We start from the raw sequence: 25,519 nt of genomic DNA on the forward strand, positions 1-25,519 counted from the left end.
CCCCACAAAGCTGGACGACGCGCCGCCATGACACCCCTCGGGACCCGCGTCCTGATGGAATGGGTCATCACAGCCGTCGTTTCGGTCCTGCTGGTTTTATGGCTCAGTCTGGCTCAGGTCATCCAGCGCGGCGACAACCTGTTTTACGACACGGTCAGCCAACTGACAGCGGCCCAGCCACATCCCGATATCGTCATCGTCACCATCGACGACCGCAGCTTGCAGGCCATCGGCGCATGGCCGTGGCCGCGCAGCCAGCATGCCGCACTGATCGACCGTCTGACCGCCGCCCAAACCAAGGCGGTCGGTTATGATGTCCTGTTCATCGAGCCGACCGAGGATGATGCGGTACTGGCACAGGCCATGTCCAAGGCCGGCAATGTCTATCTGCCCGCCGCCATCGACACACCGGGCATGAATGGCAAGCTGTCATCGGTCAGCCTGCCCGCTCCTGTCCTCCAAGCGGCCGCTGCCGGTGTGGGGCACGGTCTGTTAACGCCGGACAGCGACGGCACGATACGCAGCCTGCCCCTGTGGGTGAGTGCCGACGGGCAGGTCCTGCCCCATCTGGCCTTGCTGCTCACCCGCAACGGATCTGAAGTCTCCGTCTTTGCCGAGGCCCCTCCTGATGTGCATGTGGATAAGAATGGCGCACTCGAAGCCTTGCAGCCGCGGCTGATCCGCTATCCGCGCGGCATTGCCCCCTATCCCAGCGTCTCGTTTGTTGATGTCCTCCGCGGCGAGGTGCCCGACGATTTTCTGCGCGACAAGAGGGTCTTGGTCGGTGCCACAGCCCAGGGCATGGGCGACCGCTATGCCACCCCTTCGACCCATGACGGAGCCTTGTTGCCCGGGGTAAATATCGTCGCCTCTCTGGCCCAGAACATACTCGACAACAGGCCGATCATCCGCGCCGAGGGCTGGCTGGCGGCGTTGTTATCCCTGATACCTCTGGCTGTGATGTTGACGGGTTTTCTGACTCTCAGACCGATTGCCAATACGGTGTTGGGATTTGGTCTGATCGCGCTGACCCTGATAGCATCGGCGGCGGGCCTCAAACTGGGAATCTGGTGGCCGCCTCTGGCGGCCTGTGCCGGTGTTATCTTTGTCTGGCCCCTGTGGAGCTGGCGTCGTCTGGCCGCTACCTACACCTATATGCGTTCGGCCCTGAACGATCTTCGCAATGATGATGCTGCCCGTCCGCTGTCCGCCCTGTCGCCGGTTCACGACTGGAAGAGCGGCGACGAAATCTCACGCCAGGTGCTGTCCTTCAGTTCGGCCTTGAAGCAGTTCCGCGATTTCAACCGCTATATCACCCAGTCGGTCCACAGCCTGCCCGATGCCGCCCTGATGACCGATCTGGACGGCGTGGTATTGATCGCCAACCGCCGCGCCCATCACCTGTTTCCGGCCCTGACGCTGGAAGGGGCGCATCTGGAAACGCTCTTCCACAGTATCGGGCTGCGCGAGTGGCGGTTATTGATTGATGCCGACAACAGCGAACGGGACGAGATACAGCTCGAAGACGGTCGCTCGATCCAGATCGCCATTGCCGCCCTGACCGACACGCTCCAGCGATCAACCGGCCTGATCGTGCGTCTGGCCGACGTCAGTCATCTGCGGGCCGCCGAGCGTGAACGCCAGCGCACCTTGCAGCTTCTGGGACACGATATGCGCGCGCCGCAGGTGTCGATCCTGACCCTGCTGGACAATCCGAACCGGCCTGAAAATCTGGAAGACCATATTCGGCGCAATGCTCGCCAGACGCTGAATCTGGCCGAAGGCTATGTGCAGTTGTCGCGCGCGGAAAACCAGGTGCTGACCTTTGATGTGGTGAATCTGGCCGATCTGGTCACCGAGGCCGCCGATACCCTGTGGCCCCAGTCCGCCGCCAAGGGTGTGGAGCTGATAGTGCCCGATGACGGCGAAGAATATCTGGTCGAGGCCGATACCGCCCTGATGCGGCGCGTCATTATCAACCTGCTGGACAACGCAATTCGCCATACCCCCACAGGTCGTTTGATCGCCTGTACGCTGTCACGTCTCGACAACCGGATTTTGCTGATGATCTGCGATCAGGGGCCCGGCCTCGACGACGATATGAAGGCGCGCCTGTTCCAACCCTTTGCCGGTGGCAATGTGGCGGGTTCGGGTCTGGGTCTGGCCTTTGTCCACACAGTCATCCAGCGCCATGGTGGCCAGATTACTATCGAGCCACCCCCTGGCATTATCCCGCCCTATAGCGGGGCTTGTTTCTATATCACCCTGCCCGCCTTTGATGGCGAGTAAGGGCTATTGAGACGGCGCGCCTTCGACCAGAAGTGTAGCGGCAGCATCGGCCAGTAACTGTATCAGTTCGTCGGGTGTTTCATCCACCGGACCGCGTGCCGAAACTCGCGCCACGCGGTTGGTGCTGCCGTCCTTGGAGGTAGCCACTACCGTCAGCACATGCAGACCCGGCCCGCGACGCGCCCCGACAATACGCGGTGTCTCGGTCCAGACACCGTCGCGTCCGTCCGGGTCACTGAAACTGCCGACCTCGACCGGACGCAGGGCCAGTGTCGCCACCAGTTGCCAGTCGTCTCCGGCCTGAATGCCGTATTGTTCTTGCAGGATGCGGGTCACGGCTATGGCTGCGCGGGCATCGGAATCGGCTTCCAGCACAGCAAGGCTGCCAAAGGTGATCGCCTGTTGGGGGGCCTGTTCGACACGCAGTTCCGGCCCTGCGCTACAGGCCGACAGGCCAGCCATAGCCACAGCCGCCATCACAGAAAAACCTGCGCGGTGACTATTCATTACCCAAGCCAGTCTCGACATCGTCACTCCGAACCTTGGTTACATCGCCAGATAAGCACATTTGGCAAAGGGTTCCACTATCACGCGAAAGTTATCAGCGCCCGCGCAACAGCCATATTTTGCGCCCCATTTGCCGCCGCACACGGTAACCAAGCCCCATGATCCCGCTGTATCAGGCTTTGCGGCACGCACCGGCTTATGGTTCAGTTCACAGTCCGGCCCCTATTTCCACCTTCAAACTGCACAACCATCAAGGCAGAACAACGGCCCCGCTTGTATTGTTTGGATTCCAAAGGTTTTTATGGCGTCGCGCATTGCTGAAAGGCTGCACAGCCTGATCGCGCACACTGCCACAAGGGATACCAGTATGCAGATTTCGAGACGGGGTTTGATCTTTGGCGGCTCTATGGCTCTGGCCGGATGTGCGACCGCTTCTTCCATCCCCCCCGCCCCGCAAGGCTTTGCACCTTCTGCCCCTGTTCCCCCTCCGCCCCGCGCGCCTGCTGCCATGGCAGCAACGCCTAGAACCGTCCTTGATCCACACGGCCTGGTCCGTCCCGAGTTGATGCAAAGAGCGCAGGCTGCGCTGGATTCTCATGGTCACCGGATTAGTCTGCGCGACCGTATCTATGTGGTGGATTTCCAGAAATTCTCCGGCACTGACCGCCTGTACGAAATCGACCTGCATGGCGGCTGGGTCACGGCCTATCGCACCTCCCACGGACGCGGCTCCGATCCGGCCCATAGCGGTTATGCCGAGCGGTTTTCGAACCAGCCTGACAGCCATATGTCCTCGCTAGGCAGCTATGTAACCGCCGGTCCGTCATGGGGGCCACAACAAGGTCCGAACGTGCTGCTGGATGGTCTGGAATATTCCAACAATCTGGCCCGCCAACGCGCCATTATTGTGCACGGGGCCGACTATGCCGATCCGGCCTTCCTCGCCCGTCAAGGCAAGCTGGGCCGCTCGTATGGCTGTTTCTCGTGCAGCCATGCCGACCTGACGGCCCTGCGTGAACGCATGGGTGAGGGGCGTCTGTTGTTCGCCATGAACTGATCAAAGAAAAAGGGGAAGGCCGAAACCTTCCCCCTAAAAATATTAGCGGCCGATCGCGCGCCAGCCGATATCGGTGCGATAAAAACCGCCCGGCCAGTCGATCTTGGCCACGGCCTCATAGGCGCGTTCGCGGGCTTCGGTAATGTCAGCACCATAGGCACAGACGTTCAGTACGCGACCACCCGCCGCCACCAGTGATCCGTCATCACGGCGCTTGGTTCCGGCGTGGAAGACCTGCACATGCGGGCCGAAATCCTGATCTGCACCGCGGATGATCGAACCTTCCAGCGGGCTGTCGGGATACCCCTTGGCCGCCATCACCACCGTGATGACCACACCCGGCTTGAAGTTCGGCACAGGGGCCTGAGACAGATCGCCCTTGGCACAGGCCAGCAGCAGCGGAACGATGTCCCCGTCAAGGCGCATCATCAGCACCTGACATTCCGGATCACCGAAACGGGCATTGAACTCGACGACCTTGGGGCCTTCGCGGGTCGCCATCAGACCGGCATAGAGCACACCGCGATAGGGTGCACCTTCCTCGGCCATTTTCTGGATCGTCGGCTGGACCACCAGATCATTGGCAGCCTTGACGAAATCAGGCGTAAAGACCGGCGCAGGCGAATAGGCCCCCATGCCGCCGGTGTTCGGCCCCGTATCGCCGTCAAAAGCACGTTTATGATCCTGGGCACCCCCGAACAGCACAGCCCGCGTGCCGTCGGACAGGGCAAACAGGCTGCCCTCTTCGCCGTCCATGAATTCTTCGATCACCACGCGCGAACCGGCGCTGCCGAAACGGCCGCCCAGCATGCGCTCGATCTCGGCCTCGGCATCTTGGCGGTCGGGGCTGATGGCCACGCCCTTACCTGCCGCCAGACCATCGGCCTTGATGACATAGGGGGCGCTATATTCGGCCAAAGCCGCCTTGGCTTCGGCCACATCCTCATAGGCCCCATAACGGGCGGTCGGGATATCGTGACGGGCCAGAAACGCCTTGGAAAACGCCTTGGAGGTTTCCAGCTGCGCCGCCTTGGCCGAGGGGCCAAAGCACGGAATGTTCAGACGGGCCAACTGGTCAGCCAGACCTTCGGCCAGTGCGGCCTCGGGACCGACAACAACCAGATCGGCCGACATGCTTTGGGCCAGATTCACGATACCGGCCACATCGGTGGCCTTGATATCGGGGACAAGCTCGCCGTGTTGCGCCATGCCGGGATTACCAGGCGCAATGACAAGCCGCGAAACGCGGGGCGATTGGGCGATTTTCCAGGCGAGAGCGTGCTCGCGCCCCCCGGATCCGACGAGCAGAATCTTCATGTCTGCCGAATGACCCCGTTAGGCCCCCATCGTCAAGCGCCTAACGGGGTTAAGCCGCGCTTTAGGCTGCGGGAACGTATTTCGGCAGCGACAACAGTTCGGTGGTGGTCATGCTGGTTTTCAGGTCCTTGCCGCCATCTGGCTGGGTATGCGCCGACACGCGATCCAGCGGCAACAGAACCTTCACATCATCCGTATTGTTTATCTCGACAACCAGATGCGTCACCTTGCCGGCGGCATCCAGAACCAGACTGTCCACATCGCCGAGATCAGCCCCTGTAGGGGTAACCAGATCGGCATCTTCCAGCTCTTTACGGGTCATGCCCAGGGCCAGAGCGGCTTGGGCTGTGACCTGATCCGCCTTTTGTTCACTGACAGGCTGGGCTGCGCCACCACTTGCCGGAGTTTGCACCACATCGTCGGTTTTATTGTCACCGCAGGCCGCCACCGCCAGCAAGCTGGCACCAGCTAGAAGAGTCGCAATCAAACGCATGGTCTCGCCTTTCAGATCTGTGAGGTCCTAAAACAACGAAAGCGCACCCACACCGTTCCCGTATCGTCCACATCGCGCTAGGCTGGGCCTATGAGCGACGACGACTACGCCTTCGAGGGTGCCCCTCCTGCCGCACAGCCAGAGGCCCGCGACAATAATCCGGCCCTTTCCATTTCGGAACTCAGCTTTGCGCTGAAGCGCACGCTCGAGGACCGTTTCGGTCATGTGCGTATTCGCGGCGAGATTTCCAAGGTCACACGCCACTCGTCGGGTCACGTCTATCTGACCTTGAAGGACGACAAGGCCGCCATTGATGGCGTGATCTGGAAGGGCGTGGTGCGTACGCTGAGCGCCCAGCCGGAAACGGGCCTTGAGGTCATCGTCACCGGCAAGATCACATCCTATCCTGCGCGCTCCTCCTACCAGATCGTCATCGAGAGCATGGAGCCTGCCGGTGCCGGTGCCCTGCTGGCCCAGCTAGAGCGCATCAAGGCCCGCCTGCGCGAAGAGGGCCTGTTCGAGCCGTCGCGCAAAAAGCCCCTGCCCGCCTTCCCCGCCACCATCGGCGTGATTACCAGTCCGACCGGCGCGGTGATCCGCGACATTCTTCATCGCATCTCGGACCGCTGGCCCTGCCGCGTCATTGTCTGGCCTGTGATCGTGCAGGGCGATGCAGCTGCCAAACAGGTGGCCAATGCCGTGCGTGGCTTTGACGCCATGACACCGGACGGCCCGATCCCGCGTCCCGACCTTCTGATCGTTGCGCGTGGCGGTGGCTCGGTTGAAGACCTTTGGGGCTTTAACGACGAAGACCTTGCCCGCACTGTGGCCGAGGCCCGCATCCCGATCATCTCGGCGGTCGGCCACGAGACAGACACCACCCTGATCGACTTTGTATCGGACCGCCGTGCGCCCACCCCCACGGGGGCTGCCGAAATGGCGACGCCGGTTCTGGCTGAACTGCAATGGGGGTTGTCGGATTTAGAGACCCGCCTGCGCCGTTCGGGGGCACGTCTTCTGGAAGATCGCCGCACGCGCCTGATGGCGGTGGCACGCGGACTGCCGTCACGCCCCGACGATCTTCTGGCCCTGCCGCAACAGCGTCTTGATCTGGCCTCCAGCCGTCTGGGCTCGGCCCTTCACCGCAATGCCAGCGTGCACGAACAACGCCTGACCCGTATCTCGGCCCGCCTAAACCCGACCTTGCTAAACCGCCCGATCGAGCGTCGCGCCGATCGCCTGTCAGCACTGGACGCCCGCTTCAAGCCTGCTGTAGATCGCCGCCTTCAGCGTGACAGCGAACGCCTTGCTGCCCTATCCCGCGCTCTGGCATCGCTTGATCCGGCTCGACCCAAGCCGGGCTTTGCCCGTGTCGAGGACAGCAACGGCCAGTGGATCACCTCGGCCCACAAGCTGCATGAGGGCCAACAGGTGTCACTGGTGTTCGGTGACGGCCAGCGCCCTGCCATCATTGGCGAAGGCGGCAGCACCACACCGCCGCCAGCGCCTGTGGCCGCCACGCCCAAACCGGGACCGAAACCCAAGGCTCCGCCCGCCAATCAGGGCAGCCTGTTTTAAGGACGGGCGCTCAAAGGACGGGCGCGGTCCAGAATGGTCCGCACCTGTTCCACATCCAGCGCTTCGATCACCACCTCGCGGCCATTAACGATAGACCGCGTCGTTGTCGCCTTCAGCATCGAGTTGATGATGGCCTCTTCCGTTGCCTCGGCCACCGCGACAAACAGCGGTGACATGCGATCATTGGGCCAGTCCTGAACAGCCGCCTGTTCTTCACGGCGGGCCGCTGTCCGGCGCACACCCTCATGGGTCGAAAACGCGATGGCATAGTCGCCCGATCCGTTGGAATAGGCCGCGCCTGTGCGGGCCAGACCGGCAAAGGCCCGCTCTGCCAACCGCTCCAGATTACGGTCCGACAGCGGCGCATCGGTGGCCACCATAATCATGATCGAGCCATCCGGCTTTTCGGCCTCGACGGCATCTTTCAGATAATAGCGCCCGATCTCGGCCCCCACCGGCACACCGTCAATCGTCAGCAGACCACCATAGTTGGACTGCACCAGCACCCCGACAGTAAAACCGCCAAGGCTTTGCGGCAGTTGCCGTGACGAGGTGCCGATCCCGCCCTTGAAACCAAAGGCAATCGTGCCGGTGCCCGCGCCCACAGCTCCCTCGGCAACGGGGCCGGTCGTCGCGTTTTCAATCGCTGCGATCACATGTTCGGGCCGCACATGAAGGCCGCGAATATCGTTAAGCCCGCCGTCATTGGTCTCGCCCACCACCGCATTGACCGAGCGGATATCCTCATGTCCGGGTTGCGCCAACGTCCAGCGCACCACGCCTTCCATCGCCGCCCCGACCGACAGGGTATTGGTCAGCACAATCGGGCTTTCGATCTCGCCCAGTTCGATGATCTGGGTCGCGCCCGCCAGCTTGCCATAGCCATTGGCGACCTTGAGGCCCGCAGGCACCTTGTCACGGAACAGGTCACCCCCGTGGGGCAGGATGGCCGTCACGCCCGTGCGAATATTTTCACCGTGGTTCAGCGTCACCTGACCCACGCGCACACCCGTCACATCCGTAATGGCATTCAGCGGGCCTGTCGGCAGCACACCGGGCGCGCGGCCCAAGGCACGAATACCGCCATCGCGATCACGACTATTCATGTCGTGCGCTGCGACACTGCCCCCCTGCAAGGCCAGGAAAACAGTCAAAACAATTGCCCCTCTAAGCGCCACCTTCACAGCCCCCTTTTCCCGCGACACATTGAAGTCAATGTGCGACTGATTCGTGCATCCGCCCAGAATGGTTACGACCCCACCCCATGACCCAAACGGCCCCCGCCCCGACGATCGCCACGCTTCACTATGGTGATGGCGAGTTTGCCGTTTTGAAAAATGGCAGTCATGTGCGTTGTGCAACGACCAGCCAGCTTATTGCCCTTCCCGCCTTGCGCTACTGGTCTGTCGAGCGGCAAGAAGCCTATGCGGGGCCGCTGGAATATATGAAAGCCCGTGACGCCTGATGTCGGGACTGGGAACGCTGCATATCCTGCTGGTCGATGACAACGCCAATATGCGTTCGATCCTGTCCACAATGCTCAAATCGGTCGGTGTCGGCAGGATCAGCGAAGCCGAAAATCGTAATCAGGCTTTTGAACTGGTCCATAGTCATGCCATCGACATTGCCATTGTCGATTTCCGTATGGAGCCGGTAGACGGTGTTGTCCTGACCCGCCTGTTCCGCAACGAGACGATCAGCCCCCATCCCTATCTGCCCATCATCATGATGACCGGCCATTCGGAGCGTTCACGCGTGACCGAAGCCCGTGATGCAGGTGTGACCGAGTTTGTCACCAAGCCCGTGATCATCAACGACCTGATGAAAAAGATAGAGGCCGTGATCCTGAAGCCGCGCGCCTTTGTACGGACAGAAACCTTTTTCGGGCCTGACCGCAGGCGCACAACCACTCTGGACTATGAAGGCCCGTTCCGGCGCGAAGGTGACCTTCAGTCGTCTTTGCCCACTTTCAGCCTGTCATAAACCTTTTGAGGCCAGCGCTTGTGGACCCAGAACCAGTCCACCGGATTTTCGCGCACACGATCTTCGACAAAGCGGTTCGCGGCCTTAATACCGGCCAGCACATCGGCGGCCTTATCGCCCGTATCGGGGATGGCAATCGGCTCGTGGGCGGTCACGCGGAACCGCGCGCCCTTCAGGCGCACCACCGATAGCGGCAACATCACTGTGTCGAACTTCTTGGCAAGACGCGCTGCGCCCGGCGACGCATTGACCGGCTGACCAAAGAACTCGACCTCCGGCCCTTCATTATATTTCTGGTCTACCAGCAGGGCGATGGAATCGCCGCGCTTCATCCCCGCCACCAGTTCGCGCGTACCATCGCCCTTGGGGGCGAACAGGCGGATACCGTAACGCGCGCGGGCCTCGCGGATTTGCTTGTCCACATAGGGATTGTTGGCTGCACGATAGGTGACCTGACACGGCACACCCGCATGCATGATGACCGCTGCCATCACCTCGAAATTGGCCAGATGTCCCGAAATCAGCACCACCGGCTTGCCGCTGTCACGCACCGCATGCAGCCGCTCCAGACCGACAATCTCGATCCGGCCGCTTTCAGGGGTCAGGCGATCCATCACCGCCAGTTCGGCAAAGGTGCGACCCGTCATTTCCCACTGGTCACGGGCCATCTGCTGTCGCCAGCTTTCAGGCTTTTCGGGGAAGGCTATCAACAGGTTGCGCAGCACCGTCTTGTGGGTGCCCGTCAAGGGCCCGAGAGCGCGCAACAGCCCGCCTCCGAAGCTTGACGCGGCATCCACACCGATCAGGCGCAAAGCCCCGAACAGACCCGAAAAAGCGACGGATTGCAGCCGCCACGTCAGGTCCTGTCCAAAGGCTACCTTATGCTTGTTGTCACCAGGCAATCGTCAATCCGCCATCCACCACGAGCGTCTGTCCCGTTACATAGGCCGACGCAGGGCTGCACAGATAGACTGCTGTGCCGGCAATTTCATCCGGCAATCCAATCCTTTTTAAAGGTGCCGGTTCTGTGACCGATTTGAGGGTCTGCGGATCTTCCCACAGATAACGCGCAAAATCGGTTTTAATCAGCCCCGGCGCGATACAGTTCACACGCACATTTTGCGGGCCATATTCCACCGCCAGATTGCGCGCCAGCTGCATATCGGCCGCCTTGGAAATGTTATAGGCCCCGATCAAGGCGTTGCCGCGAAGGCCGCCAATCGAGGAAATAATCAGGATCGAACCGTCATTGCGTTCCAGCATTTCGGGCGCAACCATCTGGATCAGCCAGTGGTTGGACACGACATTGTTCTGAAGGATTTTGCCGAACTGCTCGTCGGAAATACCCGCCATCGGTCCGGCATAGGGGTTGGTCGCGGCGTTACAAACCAGAATGTCGATCTTGCCAAAGACAGCGCGCGTATCATCCACCAGACGCTGCAAGTCGTCTTTGGAGGCAATATTGGCCGGAATGGCAATGGCACGGCCCTCACCGTTTTTTTCATTGATCGCCTGCGCCACGGCCTCGCAAGGCTCGGCTTTGCGCGAAGAAATCACCACCTTGGCCCCGTGTTCGGCCAGACGTTCGGCAATCGCTTTGCCGATCCCCTTGGACGAGCCTGTCACGATGGCGACCTTGCCACTTAAATCGAACAATTCCATTTGATCCCTCTCCCCTAAGGCTTGGCTTAATTGTTCACTATGATGGTAAATGTTAAGCCCAGTCCTTGGTTACCTTGTTAGAGTGCCAAATCCACTAGGAAAGTGACCGCACCCTTCATGCAGAAAATCACCGGCGGATTACTTTTTTTCGGCTGTCTCTTTCTGTCTCTCGCAGTTGGAGCCACCCTCTGGCGTGCCGGATGGGGCGTAGGGGCCGGTGTGGCCGCAGCGATAGGTTCGCTGGGCCTGCTGGGATCGGCCTGTGCGCTGGCTGCGGTGACGAATGAACGTCGCGCGCTGCAACGTGATCTTTCCAAACTGAAAGAAGCGCACCGTCTTTTGGCCGATGCTATGGAATCAACCCAGGGCGCGATGACGCAATTGGCCTATGCCATCGAGAACGGCCCTGTGTCGCGCACCGACGCGCTGACCGGCGAAGTACGCGTTCTGGAAGACATGCTGCAGCAGATGAGCGCCTCGATCGAGGAACGCCTCGCCCAGCCTGCGGTCGTGGAGGCCCGCCCGCCCGTCAATGGCAACAGCCTCATGCGGACGGTCCATGACGCCCTGTCCGAAGGGCGTGTGGACCTTTATCTGCAACCTGTCGTCACCCTGCCCCAGCGTCGCACTGTCTATTATGAAAGCTTCACGCGCCTGCGCGATGCAAACGGCCGCCTGATGCTGCCCAGCGAATATCTTTCGCTGGCCGAGAGCGAAGGTCTGGTTCCGGCCATCGACAACCTTTTGCTGTTCCGCTGTGCGCAAATCGTGCGTCGCCTCAGCCGTCAGGACCGCAAGGTTGGTGTATTCTGCAACATCTCGCTGTCTTCGCTGGGGGATGAAACCTTCTTCCCGCAATTTCTCGACTTCCTGAGCCAGAACCGCGACCTGAAGGACGCCCTGATCTTCGAACTGGGCCAGGCTGTATTCGAGGCCCGGGGCGCGGCCGAGGCCCGCAACATGGCCAAGCTGGCCGATCTGGGCTTCCGCTTCTCCATCGACAAGGTGCAGACGCTGGATCTGGATTTTGCCGACCTGCAACGCTCGGACGTGCGCTTTATCAAGATCGCTGCCGATCTGATGATCGAGCAACTTCTGGATATGGATGGCATGGTGCCGCTGGCATCACAGCCGGACATCCAGGCCGCCGATTTTGCGCCTCTGGTGCGTCGATACGGCCTGGAATTGATTGCCGAAAAGGTCGAGAACGAGAAACAGGTCGTCGATATTCTCGATCTGGATGTGCCGATGGGTCAGGGCCACCTGTTTGGCGAACCGCGCGCCATCAAAGAAGCCGTGCTGGCCGAAACCGATCCACCCTCGGACTTTGTTCGCTCGACCCTGCAATCTGTGGAACGGCGCGTCCGTCACTGACCCCTCTCGGCGACGAGGCTCGATGGCCTCTCGCCATCCGGCGCAGGGGTTGCTACATGGCCCCGCATGTCACTTCCTGTCGCCCTGCCCCGACTGTCGGCTGTTGCCGATGATTATGATGTTCTGCTCTGTGATGTGTGGGGGGTCATACATAATGGTCGCGAAAGCTGGCCCGAGGCCTGCGACGCCCTGACCCGCTTTAACGAGCGCGGTGGTCATGTGGTGCTGATTTCCAATTCTCCGCGTCCGGCCAGCGATGTCATCGCCCAACTGGATGCCCTGAATGTCCCGCGTTCCAGCTGGAAAGCCTTTGTCACGTCGGGCGACGCCACCCGCGCCGAACTGGCCAAGCGTGCCCCCGGACCTGCACTGGCTATCGGTCCGGCACGCGACGCGACCACCTATGAAGGCACCGGCCTGACACTGGTGGACAATGCCGCTGACGCCGCCTTTGTTTCGGTGACCGGACTGGTCGATGATGCCACCGAAACCCCCGAAGATTATCGCGAGCGCCTGACGCCTGCCGCCGAGCGCGGTCTGGATCTGATCTGCGCCAACCCCGACCGCGTGGTCCAGAAGGGCGACCAGATCATCTATTGCGCCGGTGCCATTGCCGATCTCTATGAAGAGATGGGCGGCAAGGTCATCATGGCGGGCAAACCGTTTGCCCCCATCTATGATCTGGCTCTGGCCGAGGCCGAAAAACTTGTGGGCGGTTCCGTCGATCCCAAGCGTGTCCTGTGCATTGGCGATGGTGTGATTACCGACGTTCTAGGTGCGCAGAACCACCAACTGGACTGCCTGTTTATCGCACAGGGCATTCATGGCGATGCCGCCAAGGATGGTGAGGGTATGCTGGATCCCGCGCGAGCGGCCAAGCTGCTTGATGACGAAAACACGACATCGCGCTATGCCGCTCTAGCCTTGACGTGGTAAGGCCGCGGCCCCCTCTATCGCCAAACAATTTCACCTGACGTAAAGCAGCGCTATGAGCAATCTCGTCCAAGGACACCCGTCGGGTGGTTACATCCTCGAAGAACTTCATGTCGGCATGGCCGCAGAGAAGATCATTCCGGTCACGGAAGAACGCATCCAGCTGTTTGCCGATGCTTCGGATGACTATAATCCCGTCCATCTGGACGAGGCTTTTGCCTCCAAGACCGCCTATCGCGGCCGTATCGCCCACGGTCTGCTGAGCGCCTCGTTCGGTTCGGCCGTGGTGGGCACGGTCCTGCCGGGTGCCGGTTCGATCTATATCTCACAGTCGCTGGCCTTCCATTATCCGGTCCGTATCGGTGATACCGTGCGCATCCAGATTTCGGTCATTTCGGTCGATTCTGAATCGGCGCGTGTCGAACTGAACTGTGAAGGCTTTGTCGGTGACAAGCTGATCATGGACGGCATCGCCACGGTGCGCGTGCCGCGTCGCCGCAAGCCCTCGGCCCGCTAAGGTAGAACCGAAGTGGCGATAGAAGTCATCCGCGACTGGCGCGGCCTGTCAGCCACCCAAAAGGGAGCCGCTGTGGCTGTGGGCGCTTTTGACGGTGTGCATCGTGGCCATCAGGCCGTGATCGCCTCGGCCCGCGAGGCCGCCCGGCGTCTGGGGGTGCCGCTGGGCGTGGTCAGCTTCTATCCGCATCCGCGCCGCCTGTTCCAACCGGACGCCGCACCCTTTGCCCTGATGACGCCGGACCAGATGGCCCGCGCATTGGAAGACCTCGGTGTCGATCGCCTGTATCTGCTGCCGTTCGAGCGCGAGATGGCCAGCCTGAGCGACGAGGCCTTTGCCCGCGAAGTGCTGTCCGAAGGACTCGGTATTGTCCATGCCGCCGTTGGTTTCGACTTCACCTTCGGCAAGGGCCGCTCAGGCTCGCCCGACCTTCTCACGCAGTACGGCGAAAAACTGGGCTTCAGTGTCTCGCTGACCCCGCGCAAGGATGATGCGGACGGTCTGAAACTGTCATCGTCTGCTGTGCGCGAGGCGCTGAAAGCCGGTGATATGGACCGTGCCACGGCCATTCTGGGTCGCCCCTTTGCCATTGAAGGCAAGGTGATCCACGGCGACAAGCGTGGTCGCACCATTGGCATTCCCACCGCCAATATCGCCATGCCGGACTATATGCGTCCCGCCTATGGCGTCTATGCCACCCGTACCCGACTGCCGGACGGGCGCGTGTTTGGCGGCGTCGCCAATCTGGGCATCCGCCCGATGTACGAGATCCAAGACCCGCTGCTCGAAGTCTGGCTGTTCGACTTCAACGAGAGCCTTTACGATCTGACGGTCGAAACCGAACTGGTGGCCTTCCTGCGCCCCGAGCTGAAGTTTGATGGTCTGGACGCGCTCAAGGTCCAGATCGCGGAAGACACCCGCAGGGCCAAAGAGGTCTTGGCCGCTTAGGCTTTCGCTAGTAGCGCCGCCTCGCGGATACGACCCACCATCGAATTGAGGCCATTGGCCCGCTGGCGCGTCAAGGCAGACGGTAGACCCAGACGATCCAGCGCCGCCTTGGCATCAAAGCCTAGAATCTCGTCCGCCTTACGTCCCGAATAGAGACGCAGCAACAGCGCGATATTGCCTTTGGACAGGGCGCTGTCGGAATCCGCATCAAAGAACAGGACATCGCCCTCGCGGCGGCTGTTCAGCCAGACCTGAGCGGCACAGCCCGGCACCTTATTGGCATCGATGCGTGCCTCTTCGGGCAGGGGTTTCAAATCCTTGCCCAGATCGATCACATATTCGATCCGGCCTTCCCAATCGCCCAGCAGGTCGAATTCCTCGATCAGTTCATCAAGGACGGATTGGATGGGGGCAGAGGCAGTATCGGTCATGAGCGTTCCTTACCCTCCCCACTGCGCGGTTCACAACGCTTTACTTGGTGCGGACCTGTTCACAACCCAAAAGAGTAGAGCCAGGCCCCAAGAGTAGAGTTGGGATCGCCTTTGTGGGGGCGTATCCTTGCGGCTTGATTCTTGCTTTGGGCTCCCCCAGCCCACTGCGCCAACGGACCCGTATTCTCTTTTGAACGCCTCGCCCAAATCGTCGGCCCATACCCTGCCCCTGAACCGGAACGAACCGGCACAGCTACATCGACGTGCCCTGTGGCATCTGCTCTGGGGCTTTGCCCTGTTGGCCCTGTGTGCGGTGGCCCTGTTTAGCGGGACCAGCCTGCTGTCTCTGGTCGGGCTGTTTATAGCCGCCCTACCGGCGCTGGCGGTCTTTGGCCTTCCGACCCTGCCGGTTGCGCGTACCCCATGGCCGCAACCTGTGTCGCCATCGCCGTTATGGACGGTGATCCTATGGTGTCTGTGCCCCGTCATCGCCCTGATTTTGACGGGTGGCCTGAACGGACCACTGGCCGCATTGGCCTTTGCACCCGTGGCCGGTGGCATGGCCCTGCGCACCACCGGCAGCGAACGCTCGCTGGTCTATGGCCTTGCTGCTTCGGTGCTGGGCCTGTTTGTAGCGGGCGTGGCGGATCCTTTTGTGCCGCCTGCCAGTGCTCCTGTCCTGCTCTCGACGCTTCTTGGGATTCTGGTTCTGGTCTTTACGCTGGTGGCTGCGCTGAACACCCGCAGCACAGGTCCGGTTGTGCCTCTGGCCATGGCGCGTATGGAATCGGCCCTCAGTGACCAGCCGGGTCTGACACTGGTGCTGGCCCCCAATGGACGGGCCATGGCCGCCTATGGTGCAGCGCCGCCCGCCATTGATGTGGATGGCCTGTTTAATGAAACCGACGGTGAAGGCGGCCTGATCGAAGCGGTCCACCCGCCCGACCGCCCGACGGTCCGTGCCGCCCTGTCACGCGCACAGGCCGGACAACCGGCACAGGTCCGCTTTACCCCCCGCGCAGCACTGGACCGCCGTGTGCTTCTGGTCGTGCGCCGGATGCAGGGCGACAGCCGTCGCATCGCCGCCCTGATGCTGGACGCCACCTTGCAACATGCGCGCGAGAGCGAACTGGACGCGGCCCGCAGCGAGGCCGAGGCTCAAGCTCAGGCCCGCGCGCGCTTCATCGCCCATCTCAGCCACGAATTGCGTACACCGCTAAATGCTGTGCTCGGTTTCTCGGACATGATGAAGCACCAGTTGGTTGGCCCCCTGTCGGATCGCTATATCGGCTATGCCTCGTCCATCCATACGGCGGGCAGTCATTTGCTGGATGTCATCGGCAATGTTCTGGATGTGTCGCGGATCGATGCCGACCGTTACGAACTGGATTGCGAGGATACGGATGCCCGCGATCTGGCCGATGCCGCGCTGGCTCTGGTGCGGGTGCAGGCCGAGGAAAAAGCCATCGATCTGTCGGCTGACCTGCCGGATCATGCGCTGAATGTGAATGTAGACCGCCGCGCGGTGAAACAGATACTGGTCAATCTGCTGGGCAATGCGGTAAAGTTCACGCCAGCAAGTGGCAAAATCACTCTGTCGGCTACACTGGACGACGAGGGTCTGCTGATGAAGGTCAGCGACAACGGCGTCGGTATCGCCCCGCAAGATCTTGCCCGTCTGGGGCGTCCGTTCGAACAGGCAGGCGATGCGCGCCAGAAGGCCCAAGGCACCGGCCTTGGCCTGTCACTGGCGCGTTCTCTGGCCGAACTGCACGGCGGTACGCTGACACTGGAAAGCAAGCTGGGCGAAGGCACGATTGCGAGCCTTCGCCTCCCCGCACTTTGAAGGGGCTTTAGTCTCTGGCGACCTGGAAACCGGCAAACGACTGGCTGACCGGCATCAGTTCCAGCGTGTTGATGTTCAGATGCGCCGGCAGGCTAGCCACCCAGTACAGCGTCTCGGCTATGTCCTCGGCCGTCATCGGGTTTGCACCCTGATACAGGCTATCCGAAGCGCGTTGATCGCCGCCGGTGCGGACAAGGGTGAACTCAGTTTCGGCCATGCCCGGCTCGATCGAGGTCACACGCACACCGGTGCCGTGCAGGTCCGAGCGCAGGCCAAGGCTGAACTGGCGCACAAAGGCTTTCGTACCGCCATAGGCATTGCCGCCACGATACGGATAATTGGCCGCCACCGACGAGATATTGATGATCGCGCCCTTGGTTTCGATCAGCCGCGGCAACATGCGGTGGGTAATGGTCATCAGGCCGGTGATGTTGGTGTCCACCATCTGCTGCCACTGGCCAAGGTCCGCTTCCTGAGCCGGACCGGTGCCCAGAGCCAGACCGGCATTATTGATCAGCAGGTCCACCTTGGCAAAGGCATCGGGCAGGTCCGCCAGCGCCGCATCAATGGCGGCGGCATCGCGGATATCAAAGGCACAGGTGTGGGCCACATCGATGCCCAACTCTGCCTTCAAAGCCTCAAGCCGTTCGGCACGGCGACCGGTAGCAATCACCTTCCAGCCCTCGGCAGCAAAGCGGCGGGCCGCAGACAGGCCGAAACCTGCGGTGGCTCCGGTGATCAGAACGGTCTTGGTCATGCTGATTTTTCCTGTTTGGCAGCAGCGGCGGCGCGGGCTTTTTCACGATCTTCGGCGGCGCGGATGCGGGCCTGTTCGGCCGCGATCTTGGCATCAGTGCCGATGTGGGCACTGCCGCGTGCCTTGGCCAGCTCGATCTGGCGCTGGCGCTCCGCATAGGCGGCGCGGCGCTCCTCGCCCCGCTCGTCCCAGCAATGGTCGCAAGACACACCCTCGACAAAGCGCGGCGACTGCAAGCCCTCACGGCTGACCGGCATTCGGCAGGCACGACACAGGGTGTGCTCGCCCAGTTTCAGCCCGTGACCGACCGAGACCCGCTCGTCGAACACGAAGCACTCGCCGTCCCACAGGCTTTCCGGTTCCGGGATTTCCTCGAGATATTTCAGGATACCGCCCTCGAGATGATGCACCTCGGGAATGCCCTCGGATTTCAGATAGGCCGTCGATTTTTCGCAGCGGATACCGCCGGTGCAGAACATGGCCACCTTGGTCGGCTTGTCGCGCGTCACCAGTGCACGGCCTTCCTTCTCGAACCATTCGGCGAACTCGCGGAAGGTCTTGGTATTCGGCTGGATGGCATTCTTGAACGTGCCGATCTCGAACTCGTAGTCGTTACGCGTGTCGATAATGACCGTATCGGGATCGGAAATCAGCGCGTTCCAGTCCTGCGGCTTCACATAGGTGCCCACACCGTTGACCGGATCAAGATTGGGCAGACCCATGGTCACGATCTCTTTCTTGATCCGCACCTTCATGCGGTAGAAAGGCATTTCGTTCGCGCCGGAATATTTCAGTTCCAGACGATCAAAACCCGGTTCGGCATAGATACCGTCCACCACGCGCCTGATCGCGTCATGCGGTCCGGCAATCGTGCCGTTGATGCCTTCGTGGGCGACCAGAAGGGTGCCGCGCACCTCTTCGCCACACAGGGCAACCAGACGCTCGCGCAGCGCCAACGTGTCTGCCACCGGCGCGAAGCGGTACAGGGCAGCAACCAGAACGGGATATTCTAAGAAGGTCGTGTCAGTCACGCGGCCTCTATAAGGCTTTTGTGCCGGAAAACCCATCCGCAACGACACCAAAGCTTGCCTTAGACGTTGGTGCAGTGTGCATTGGAGCTATGATGCTGCTGGTTCTTGTCCGTCCCGAAGTTTTCTGCATGTGGCAATGCTGATGGCTTCGTCGCATTCCACCCTTGCTCCGTTACGTCATCCGCTGTTCCGGGCCGTCTGGACCACCAGCCTTTTGACCAATTTCGGGGGGCTGATCCAGTCGGTCGGTGCCTCGTGGATCATGACCTCGATAGGCACTACCCAGACAACGGCTCTGGTTCAGGCTTCGATTACCCTGCCCATCATGTTGCTGTCCCTGACGGCGGGGGCGCTGGCCGACACTATGGACCGGCGCAAGATCATGCTGGCCGCCCAGAGTTTCATGCTGCTGGTGTCTGTGGGTCTGGCCTTTATGACCTATCAGAACCTGCTGACGCCGTGGGTGTTGCTGTCTTTCACCTTCCTGATCGGCTGCGGTGTCGCTTTTAACGGTCCGGCATGGCAGGCCAGTGTGGGTGATATGGTCCCGCGCGAAGACCTGCCCTCGGCCATTACTCTCAACTCGATGGGCTTTAATCTGGCCCGTTCGGTCGGCCCCGCCATTGGGGGCGCGATTGTCGCCTTTGCCGGGGCGGCATCGGCTTTCCTGATCAATGCCGTCTCCTATATCGGCATTCTGGTGGTGCTGTTCCGCTGGAAGCCGCAGGTGCCGCAAGCCACCCTGCCCCGTGAAGGCCTGCTGGCAGCGATGGGAGGCGGTGTGCGCTATGCCGTGCTGTCGCCGCGGATTGTCGCTGTGCTGTTGCGTGCCCTGTTGTTCGGCATCGGGGCCAGTGGCCTACAGGCCCTGATGCCTGTCATTGCCCGTCACGAGGTCGGCGGCGGCCCGCTGATCTATGGCGTGCTGCTAGGAGCCTTCGGGGTCGGGGCCGTAGGCGGGGCCCTGTGCGTGACCCCTCTTCGTGTCCGTTTCAAATCCGAAACCCTGGTGCGCTTCTGGATCGGTGCCTTTGCAGCCGCGGCTCTCGGCGTCGCACTCAGCCCTGTGCTGCCGCTGACCATATTGTCTCTGCTGCTGGGCGGGGCATCATGGGTGATCGTCCTGTCCACCTTCAATGTCACCGTACAGATGTCGGCCCCGCGCTGGGTCGTGGCCCGCGCACTGGCCCTTTACCAGATGTGCGCCTTTGGCGGCATGGCCGCTGGGGCGTGGCTGTGGGGATCGCTGGCACAGGACTATGACACATCGCTGGCTCTGATCGTCTCTGCGGTCGTCCTCTCCTTCTGTCTGGTGCTGGGGCTGAAGATGCCTTTGGCCAACGGAGAGTCTTTGAACCTTGCACCGCTGGATCGCTGGAAAGAGCCGGATACCGAGTTGCATATCGAACCGCGCAGTGGTCCGATCATTGTCTCCATCGCCTATACGATCGACGATGACGATGTACCGGAATTCCTGAAACTGATGGAAGAACGCCGCCGCATCCGCCGCCGTGACGGCGCACACCAGTGGCGCCTGATGCGCGATCTGGCCAATCCGAACATCTGGGTCGAGAAATATCAGACGGCGACATGGCTGGACTATGTGCGCCATAACCAGCGCATGACCCATGATGATGCCCGCATCACCAGTGCTATCCGCGCATTACATCGTGGCGAGGAGCGCCCTGTGGTCAACCGCATGATCCAGCGCATTACCGGCAGCGTGTCGCCACACCTGCATACCGAGCGCAACTATGGCGAGCCGATGACGGATCCGACCCGCGCCTCTTAGAGATTTTATAAGACAGGGCGGGCGCGAGGGCTGAATGCCCCTCGCGCCGCAGCCTGCTGGAAAAGCGCCGGTTCAGAAGATGGCGTGGAAAATCATATGCACACTCAGCGCCACGCCGAGCAAAAGTGCAAATCCGCAAAGCAGGCCGACAGCCGGATGCATTTCCTTGCGGACATTCTGATTGCGCGAAAAAGAGACTCCGCGCGACTTAGCCGGATGAACCAGAGCCATGACGTTTCCTTCCCTTTTACGGCGATGACCATCATGGGCCACCGTCTCGTTAGGAAACCGTCTCCCAAAGACCTTTCCCTGACTAGGGGTATTCACGCCATCGTGAACGGTGACTTTTCGGCCCGATTGCTCTAACCCCCGCGGTCAGAGGATTTTTTATGTCGAAACTGACCATTGCAGACGAGGCTGGCCGTCGCCGGACCTTCGCCATCATCGCGCACCCCGATGCCGGTAAAACCACGCTGACCGAGCATATTCTGCTGGCCGGTGGCGCTGTGCGTGCCGCAGGTGCGGTCAAGGCGCGTGGCGATAACCGGCGCGCCCGTTCCGACTGGATGAAGATCGAAAAAGAACGCGGCATCTCCGTCACCGCCTCGGTGATGACGTTCGAGCATGACGGCAAGATGTTCAATCTGCTGGACACGCCGGGCCACGAAGACTTTTCGGAAGATACCTATCGCACCCTGACGGCTGCCGACTGTGCCATCATGGTGCTGGACGCCGCCAAGGGTATCGAACCGCAAACGCTGAAGCTGTTCGAGGTTTGCCGCCTTCGCAACATCCCGATCATCACCTTCATCAACAAGCTGGACCGTGAAGCGCAGGACCCGATGGCGTTGCTGGACGAAGTGGCCAGCCGCCTGCAACTGGACCCTGCCCCGATCTGGTGGCCCGCCGGTAGCGGCAACCGTCTGCGCGGTCTGGTCGAGGTCGGCACCGGCCGCTTCCAGCCCTATGCCAAGAAGACCGCCGGTTCGAGCGACGATACGCGACACCCCGAAGCCCTGCCGCTGACCGAAGCCGCCCAGTATTTTGAACAGGGCGAGCAAGACGAGATTACCGAGGCCATCGAACTGGTCGAGGCCGGCTATTCGCAGTTCGACCGCCAGTCCTTCCTTGAAGGTCACCTGACGCCGGTTCTGTGGGGTTCGGCGCTGCGCCACTTCGGTATCGAGGACCTGCTGCGTGCGATCGGCGAATGGGCCCCTGCGCCCAAGGTCATGGCCGCCCGCAAGGAAGCCCCGCCCGAAACCCGCAACGCTCCCGCCCCCGAAGCCATCGAGGTTGAACCGGGTTCGAGCGAAGTCACCGGCTTTGTGTTCAAGGTTCAGGCCAATATGGACCCGAACCACCGCGACCGGATCGCCATGTTCCGCATGGCCTCGGGCAGCTTCAAGCGCGGCATGAAGCTGAAGGTGCAGAACACCGGCAAACAGTTGTCGGTCAACGCGCCCATCATGTTCTTTGCCTCCGACCGTGAGCTGGCCGAAGAAGCCTATGCGGGCGACGTGATCGGTATTCCGAACCACGGCGTACTGCGCGTGGGCGACAGTCTGTCGGAAAGTGGTCTTGTCCGCTTTGCGGGTCTGCCGAACTTTGCACCGGAAATCCTGCAACGCGTCCGCGTCAAAGACCCGCTTAAGGCCAAGCACCTGCAAAAGGCGCTGGTGGGTCTGGCCGAGGAAGGCGTGACCCAGCTGTTCCGTCCCGAAATCGGTGCCGACTTCATCGTCGGTGCTGTCGGCCAGCTTCAGTTCGAAGTCATGGCCGACCGTCTGGGCGAAGAATACGGTCTGGACGTCGTCTTCGAGCCTTCCCCCTATGCCGAAGCCCGCTGGGTGGGTGGAGACAAGGCCGACCTCGAAGATTTTGCCGGTAAATACCGCCCGCAAATGGCCTTCGATATCGACCAGAACCCCGTCTTCCTTGCCAAGTCCTCGTGGGAAACCGGCTATGTCGGTGAACGCTTCCCGAAGGTGACCTTCTCCAAGACGCTGGAACGCGGCTAAGTTTGAAAAGGGGAGGCTCCGGCCTCCCTTTTTTGTGCCCGAAACAATAGACGCCCGAAAACCGGCGGCACGGTCCGACGAATGGAGTACAACAGCGGTATGTTGTTCGACCTGCCCTCCGATGACCTGCTGTACGACGCCCTTGTGGCGCGTGATGACCGCTATGACGGGCAGGTGTTCGTCTGTGTGCATTCGACGGGGATTTTCTGTCGGCTGACCTGTCCCGCACGCAAACCTTTGCGCGAGAACTGCACCTTCAGGGCTACGGTGGGCGAATGTATCGAGGCCGGTTTTCGGGCCTGCAAACGCTGTCATCCTCTACAGGCCGCCGCACAGAACGATCCGGTCATCACTGACCTGCTGGCGCGCTTGGACGATCGCCCGGATTATCGCTGGTCCGAGCCCGACATCGCCAGACTGGGCTATGACCTGTCCACGGTGCGCCGCGCCTTCAAGCGCCATTTCGGCATGACGTTTCTGGAAATGGCCCGTCAGCGCCGCCTGCGTGAAGGGTTTGAAACCCTTGCTCTCGGAGGATCGGTTATGACTGCCCAACTGGATGCCAGTTTTGAATCCCCCAGCGCCTTTCGCGCTGCCTTTGCCAAGCTGCTGGGAACGGCCCCTTCAGACCTCAAGAGCGACGGACTGATGCGGGCCACATGGATACCCACGCCGCTGGGTGACATGGTGGCCGTTAGCAGCGCCAGCCACCTCCACCTTCTGGAGTTTGTAGACCGCAAGGGCCTGCCCACCGAGTTGAAAAAACTGCAAGCCCATACGGCGGGCGGCTTGGGCATCGGCACATTCGGCCCGACCGAACAGGCCAAGGCCGAACTGGATGATTATTTCGCCGCCCGCTCGGGCCGTTTTGAAACGCCTCTGGCCATGCACGGCACTGATTTCTACAAGCGCGTCTGGCAGGCCCTGCAAACCATTCCTGCCGGTGAAACCCGTTCCTATGGCGACATCGCCAGACAGATCGGACAGCCGACGGCTGTTCGCGCTGTCGCCCGCGCCAATGGCTCCAACCAGATCGCCCTGATGATCCCCTGCCACCGCGTGATCGGGGCCGACGGATCACTGACCGGCTATGCGGGCGGTCTGTGGCGCAAGCAAAGGCTGATCGAGATCGAGCGCGATCTCAAAGCCGCCCGTCTCAGCCCGCTTCGGGCTTCGGCCTAACCTGTTCACGGGGCTTGTTCTGAAACCAGGGCAGGAACAACTGCACCAAGGGGCCGATCGCCAGTGCGAACACAACGGTTCCCACGCCCGCCACGCCGCCCAGCAACCAGCCGATCGCCAGCACCACGACCTCAACCAACATGCGCGATATACGGATGGACCAACCCAGCCTTTGGTTCAGTCCCACCATCAGGCCATCGCGCGGCCCTGTTCCCATACCCACGCCGATATAGGCGGCCGAACCGATTCCTGTCAGCACAACGCCCAGAGCCAGCGCCCCCAAACGCAAGGGCCAGCCTTGAAACTCGGGTAACATCCACAAAAACAGGTCCAAAGACAGACCGATAACGAGGATGTTCGCGATCGTGCCAATGCCCGGTTTCTGGCGCAGTGGAATCCATAACAGCATCACCACCACACCGGACAGGATGCTGAGCAGGCCCAGACTCAGTCCGGTCAGGCCCGAAAGCCCCTGATGGAACACATTCCACGGATCCAGTCCCAGATTGGCCCGCACCATCAGCGCCGCCCCCAGACCGAACACACACAGCCCCGTCAGGAGCTGGATAAAGCGTAATCCCCACATGGCTCCGTCATGCCCGATCCTGCGCCATGATACGAGAGGCAATCCGCCCTTTCGCTTCCAGTCCCAGTGTCAGAGCAAACATGACCAGACACACAGCCGAGGTCAGGCCCAATGCAAACCCCGCCGAACGATCCAGCGCCAGACCGAAACTGAGCGGCGCTATGGCCTGTACGAACCGCGCGGGCAGCAGGACCGCCACCTGCCTCTGTCCATAGTTTTCCTTGCCAAAGACATGCAGCGGCAAGACCCCCGAGGCCACCGACAGCAAACCGTTTCCTGCCCCCTGCCCTATGGCCACAGCCACCGAGGCAGCCTTGCCTCCGGCCATCGCCACCAAGACGCCGACAGGATGTAAAAGGGTCGCAAAACGCACAGTATGCAGGGGCGAGGCCCTGGACGGAGCCAGCAGAGCCAGCACTCGCATCCCCAAGGCAGACAAGGCCATGGCGCTGGCGGCCATGGCCGCACCCGCCGGTGTCAGGCCCAGCGCCTGCATCAGACGCGGCAGTTGCGCGGCACAGGCGGTGGCCACCCACCACGCACCGGCAAACAACAGCGCCATCTGCACCATGCGCCGGTCCCAGCGCACAGGGGTGACAACTTCATTCGGCGCGATGGCCACGACACCCCTCGGCAAATAAAACCGATACAGCGGAATACACACCAGCACATGCGCCAGCGCCCATACCCCGCACGCTCCGCGCCAGCCCAGCCACTCGACCAGAGCGAGGGTCAGGGGCCAGCCAATCGCCCCTCCGCACGCCCCCATCAAGGAAACCGCCGTGATCGGTTTTCGCGCCTGCGCGCCATAAACACTGACCAGCAGTGCATTGGCAGGTGCGTAAAATCCAACCCCCATGCCAAAGCCCAGCGCCAGCACCCCCGTCAGCGCCATGACTGCCGTTTGCGCCAGTGCCAACAGGGTCAGGGCCAAGGCCAGCATAAGCGCCGCCGCCACCAGCACCTCGCGCCCGCCTCTACGGTCGATCCATTTGCCCGACACCATGCTGGAACAGGCAGCTATAAAAAAAGCCCCCGAAAGGGCTGCGAACAACTGGTGGGTGGTGGTGCCTGTCGCTGCGGCGACCGGCTCGGCCATGACCCCCAGCAGATAATAGCTGGAAGCGAACGAGACGATCATGCCCGTTCCCAGCGGCAGAATCAGAGAAAGCGTGTTTTCAGATTTATACATGGGCCCGCCATGCCCGCGATTGT

General features: G+C 61.4%; 24 protein-coding genes and 1 pseudogene. 13 read left to right on the top strand and 12 right to left on the bottom strand.

Features of this window, described 5'->3' with window-relative positions:
* The first annotated feature begins 27 nt into the window (after positions 1-27).
* Positions 28-2,289, top strand: coding sequence for a CHASE2 domain-containing protein (locus WEU32_RS12180; RefSeq protein ID WP_406852074.1), 2,262 nt, complete (start codon positions 28-30; stop codon positions 2,287-2,289).
* Positions 2,290-2,292: 3 nt separating this feature from the next.
* Here the strand turns inward: WEU32_RS12180 and WEU32_RS12185 are convergent, their stop codons facing one another.
* Entirely contained in the window at positions 2,293-2,796 is a 504-nt protein-coding gene (locus WEU32_RS12185) for a hypothetical protein (protein ID WP_406852075.1), read from the bottom strand.
* 301 nt (positions 2,797-3,097) lie between these two features.
* On the opposite strand from WEU32_RS12185, the gene WEU32_RS12190 reads away from it, so the two are divergent.
* Complete coding sequence (locus WEU32_RS12190) at positions 3,098-3,853, top strand: murein L,D-transpeptidase catalytic domain-containing protein (RefSeq protein ID WP_406852076.1); 756 nt, start codon at positions 3,098-3,100, stop codon at positions 3,851-3,853.
* A gap of 42 nt (positions 3,854-3,895) precedes the next feature.
* Here the strand turns inward: WEU32_RS12190 and purD are convergent, their stop codons facing one another.
* Complete coding sequence (purD, locus tag WEU32_RS12195) at positions 3,896-5,170, bottom strand: phosphoribosylamine--glycine ligase (protein ID WP_406852077.1); 1,275 nt, start codon at positions 5,168-5,170, stop codon at positions 3,896-3,898.
* A 61-nt stretch (positions 5,171-5,231) separates the two neighbouring features.
* Entirely contained in the window at positions 5,232-5,663 is a 432-nt protein-coding gene (locus tag WEU32_RS12200) for a PRC-barrel domain-containing protein (protein ID WP_406852078.1), read from the bottom strand.
* Between the two features lie 90 nt (positions 5,664-5,753).
* On the opposite strand from WEU32_RS12200, the gene xseA reads away from it, so the two are divergent.
* Entirely contained in the window at positions 5,754-7,241 is a 1,488-nt protein-coding gene (gene xseA / locus WEU32_RS12205; protein ID WP_406852079.1) for an exodeoxyribonuclease VII large subunit, read from the top strand.
* Here xseA and WEU32_RS12210 read toward each other — a convergent pair.
* The gene (locus tag WEU32_RS12210; RefSeq protein ID WP_406852080.1) at positions 7,238-8,395 is read right to left on the bottom strand and encodes a P1 family peptidase; all 1,158 of its coding nucleotides are present in this window, start codon (positions 8,393-8,395) and stop codon (positions 7,238-7,240) included. The two genes, xseA and WEU32_RS12210, sit on opposite strands and share 4 nt — an antisense overlap.
* Positions 8,396-8,505: 110 nt before the next feature.
* Here WEU32_RS12210 and WEU32_RS12215 point away from each other — a divergent pair, with 110 nt between their 5' ends.
* Positions 8,506-8,706, top strand: a complete 201-nt coding sequence (locus WEU32_RS12215) for a DUF2093 domain-containing protein (RefSeq protein ID WP_312135662.1) — start codon at positions 8,506-8,508, stop codon at positions 8,704-8,706.
* The gene (locus tag WEU32_RS12220; protein WP_312135660.1) at positions 8,706-9,224 is read left to right on the top strand and encodes a response regulator; all 519 of its coding nucleotides are present in this window, start codon (positions 8,706-8,708) and stop codon (positions 9,222-9,224) included. The genes WEU32_RS12215 and WEU32_RS12220 overlap by 1 nt, the downstream gene beginning before the upstream one ends.
* Here WEU32_RS12220 and WEU32_RS12225 read toward each other — a convergent pair.
* A complete protein-coding gene (locus WEU32_RS12225) occupies positions 9,191-10,126 on the bottom strand; it encodes a lysophospholipid acyltransferase family protein (protein ID WP_406852081.1) in 936 nt (311 codons plus the stop codon). The genes WEU32_RS12220 and WEU32_RS12225 overlap by 34 nt on opposite strands.
* Positions 10,116-10,886 carry an SDR family NAD(P)-dependent oxidoreductase gene (locus tag WEU32_RS12230; RefSeq protein WP_406852082.1) on the bottom strand — a complete coding sequence of 257 codons (771 nt, stop codon included), beginning with the start codon at positions 10,884-10,886 and terminating at the stop codon, positions 10,116-10,118. The genes WEU32_RS12225 and WEU32_RS12230 overlap by 11 nt, the downstream gene beginning before the upstream one ends.
* Before the next feature lie 117 nt (positions 10,887-11,003).
* Here WEU32_RS12230 and WEU32_RS12235 point away from each other — a divergent pair, with 117 nt between their 5' ends.
* The 4 genes from WEU32_RS12235 (at position 11,004) to WEU32_RS12250 (ending at position 14,658) form a co-directional block, all read left to right on the top strand.
* A complete protein-coding gene (locus WEU32_RS12235) occupies positions 11,004-12,260 on the top strand; it encodes an EAL domain-containing protein (RefSeq protein WP_312814015.1) in 1,257 nt (418 codons plus the stop codon).
* Between the two features lie 66 nt (positions 12,261-12,326).
* Complete coding sequence (locus tag WEU32_RS12240; protein ID WP_406852083.1) at positions 12,327-13,196, top strand: TIGR01459 family HAD-type hydrolase; 870 nt, start codon at positions 12,327-12,329, stop codon at positions 13,194-13,196.
* A 52-nt stretch (positions 13,197-13,248) separates the two neighbouring features.
* Positions 13,249-13,710, top strand: a complete 462-nt coding sequence (locus WEU32_RS12245; protein ID WP_406852084.1) for a MaoC family dehydratase — start codon at positions 13,249-13,251, stop codon at positions 13,708-13,710.
* A 12-nt stretch (positions 13,711-13,722) separates the two neighbouring features.
* Positions 13,723-14,658, top strand: a complete 936-nt coding sequence (locus tag WEU32_RS12250) for a bifunctional riboflavin kinase/FAD synthetase (protein ID WP_406852085.1) — start codon at positions 13,723-13,725, stop codon at positions 14,656-14,658.
* Here WEU32_RS12250 and WEU32_RS12255 read toward each other — a convergent pair.
* Positions 14,655-15,089, bottom strand: a complete 435-nt coding sequence (locus WEU32_RS12255; protein ID WP_312135646.1) for a SufE family protein — start codon at positions 15,087-15,089, stop codon at positions 14,655-14,657. The genes WEU32_RS12250 and WEU32_RS12255 overlap by 4 nt on opposite strands.
* A 190-nt stretch (positions 15,090-15,279) precedes the next feature.
* Here WEU32_RS12255 and WEU32_RS12260 point away from each other — a divergent pair, with 190 nt between their 5' ends.
* Positions 15,280-16,935 carry an ATP-binding protein gene (locus WEU32_RS12260; RefSeq protein ID WP_406852086.1) on the top strand — a complete coding sequence of 552 codons (1,656 nt, stop codon included), beginning with the start codon at positions 15,280-15,282 and terminating at the stop codon, positions 16,933-16,935.
* Between the two features lie 7 nt (positions 16,936-16,942).
* On the opposite strand, the gene WEU32_RS12265 is transcribed toward WEU32_RS12260, so the two are convergent.
* Positions 16,943-17,692 (bottom strand): SDR family NAD(P)-dependent oxidoreductase, encoded by a 750-nt coding sequence (locus WEU32_RS12265; protein ID WP_406852087.1) that lies wholly within the window; start codon positions 17,690-17,692, stop codon positions 16,943-16,945.
* A gap of 86 nt (positions 17,693-17,778) precedes the next feature.
* Positions 17,779-18,723: pseudogene (locus tag WEU32_RS12270) on the bottom strand (rhodanese-related sulfurtransferase); the annotation flags it as partial.
* Between the two features lie 142 nt (positions 18,724-18,865).
* Between WEU32_RS12270 and WEU32_RS12275 the strand changes: the two are divergent.
* Positions 18,866-20,515 (top strand): MFS transporter, encoded by a 1,650-nt coding sequence (locus WEU32_RS12275; protein WP_312811926.1) that lies wholly within the window; start codon positions 18,866-18,868, stop codon positions 20,513-20,515.
* 72 nt (positions 20,516-20,587) lie between these two features.
* Here the strand turns inward: WEU32_RS12275 and WEU32_RS12280 are convergent, their stop codons facing one another.
* Positions 20,588-20,746: a hypothetical protein gene (locus WEU32_RS12280; RefSeq protein ID WP_406852088.1), complete on the bottom strand. Its 159-nt coding sequence runs from the start codon at positions 20,744-20,746 to the stop codon at positions 20,588-20,590.
* A gap of 158 nt (positions 20,747-20,904) precedes the next feature.
* On the opposite strand from WEU32_RS12280, the gene WEU32_RS12285 reads away from it, so the two are divergent.
* Positions 20,905-22,536 (top strand): peptide chain release factor 3, encoded by a 1,632-nt coding sequence (locus WEU32_RS12285; protein WP_406852089.1) that lies wholly within the window; start codon positions 20,905-20,907, stop codon positions 22,534-22,536.
* Between the two features lie 81 nt (positions 22,537-22,617).
* Positions 22,618-23,718, top strand: coding sequence for a bifunctional transcriptional activator/DNA repair enzyme AdaA (locus WEU32_RS12290; protein ID WP_406852090.1), 1,101 nt, complete (start codon positions 22,618-22,620; stop codon positions 23,716-23,718).
* Here WEU32_RS12290 and WEU32_RS12295 read toward each other — a convergent pair.
* On the bottom strand, positions 23,693-24,304 hold the full coding sequence (locus tag WEU32_RS12295) for a YczE/YyaS/YitT family protein (protein ID WP_406852091.1): 612 nt from the start codon (positions 24,302-24,304) through the stop codon (positions 23,693-23,695). The two genes, WEU32_RS12290 and WEU32_RS12295, sit on opposite strands and share 26 nt — an antisense overlap.
* A gap of 7 nt (positions 24,305-24,311) precedes the next feature.
* Positions 24,312-25,496 carry an MFS transporter gene (locus tag WEU32_RS12300; protein WP_406852092.1) on the bottom strand — a complete coding sequence of 395 codons (1,185 nt, stop codon included), beginning with the start codon at positions 25,494-25,496 and terminating at the stop codon, positions 24,312-24,314.
* Positions 25,497-25,519: the final 23 nt, after the last annotated feature.

This window comes from Brevundimonas sp. BH3, from assembly GCF_045345115.1.
Classification (GTDB): domain Bacteria; phylum Pseudomonadota; class Alphaproteobacteria; order Caulobacterales; family Caulobacteraceae; genus Brevundimonas.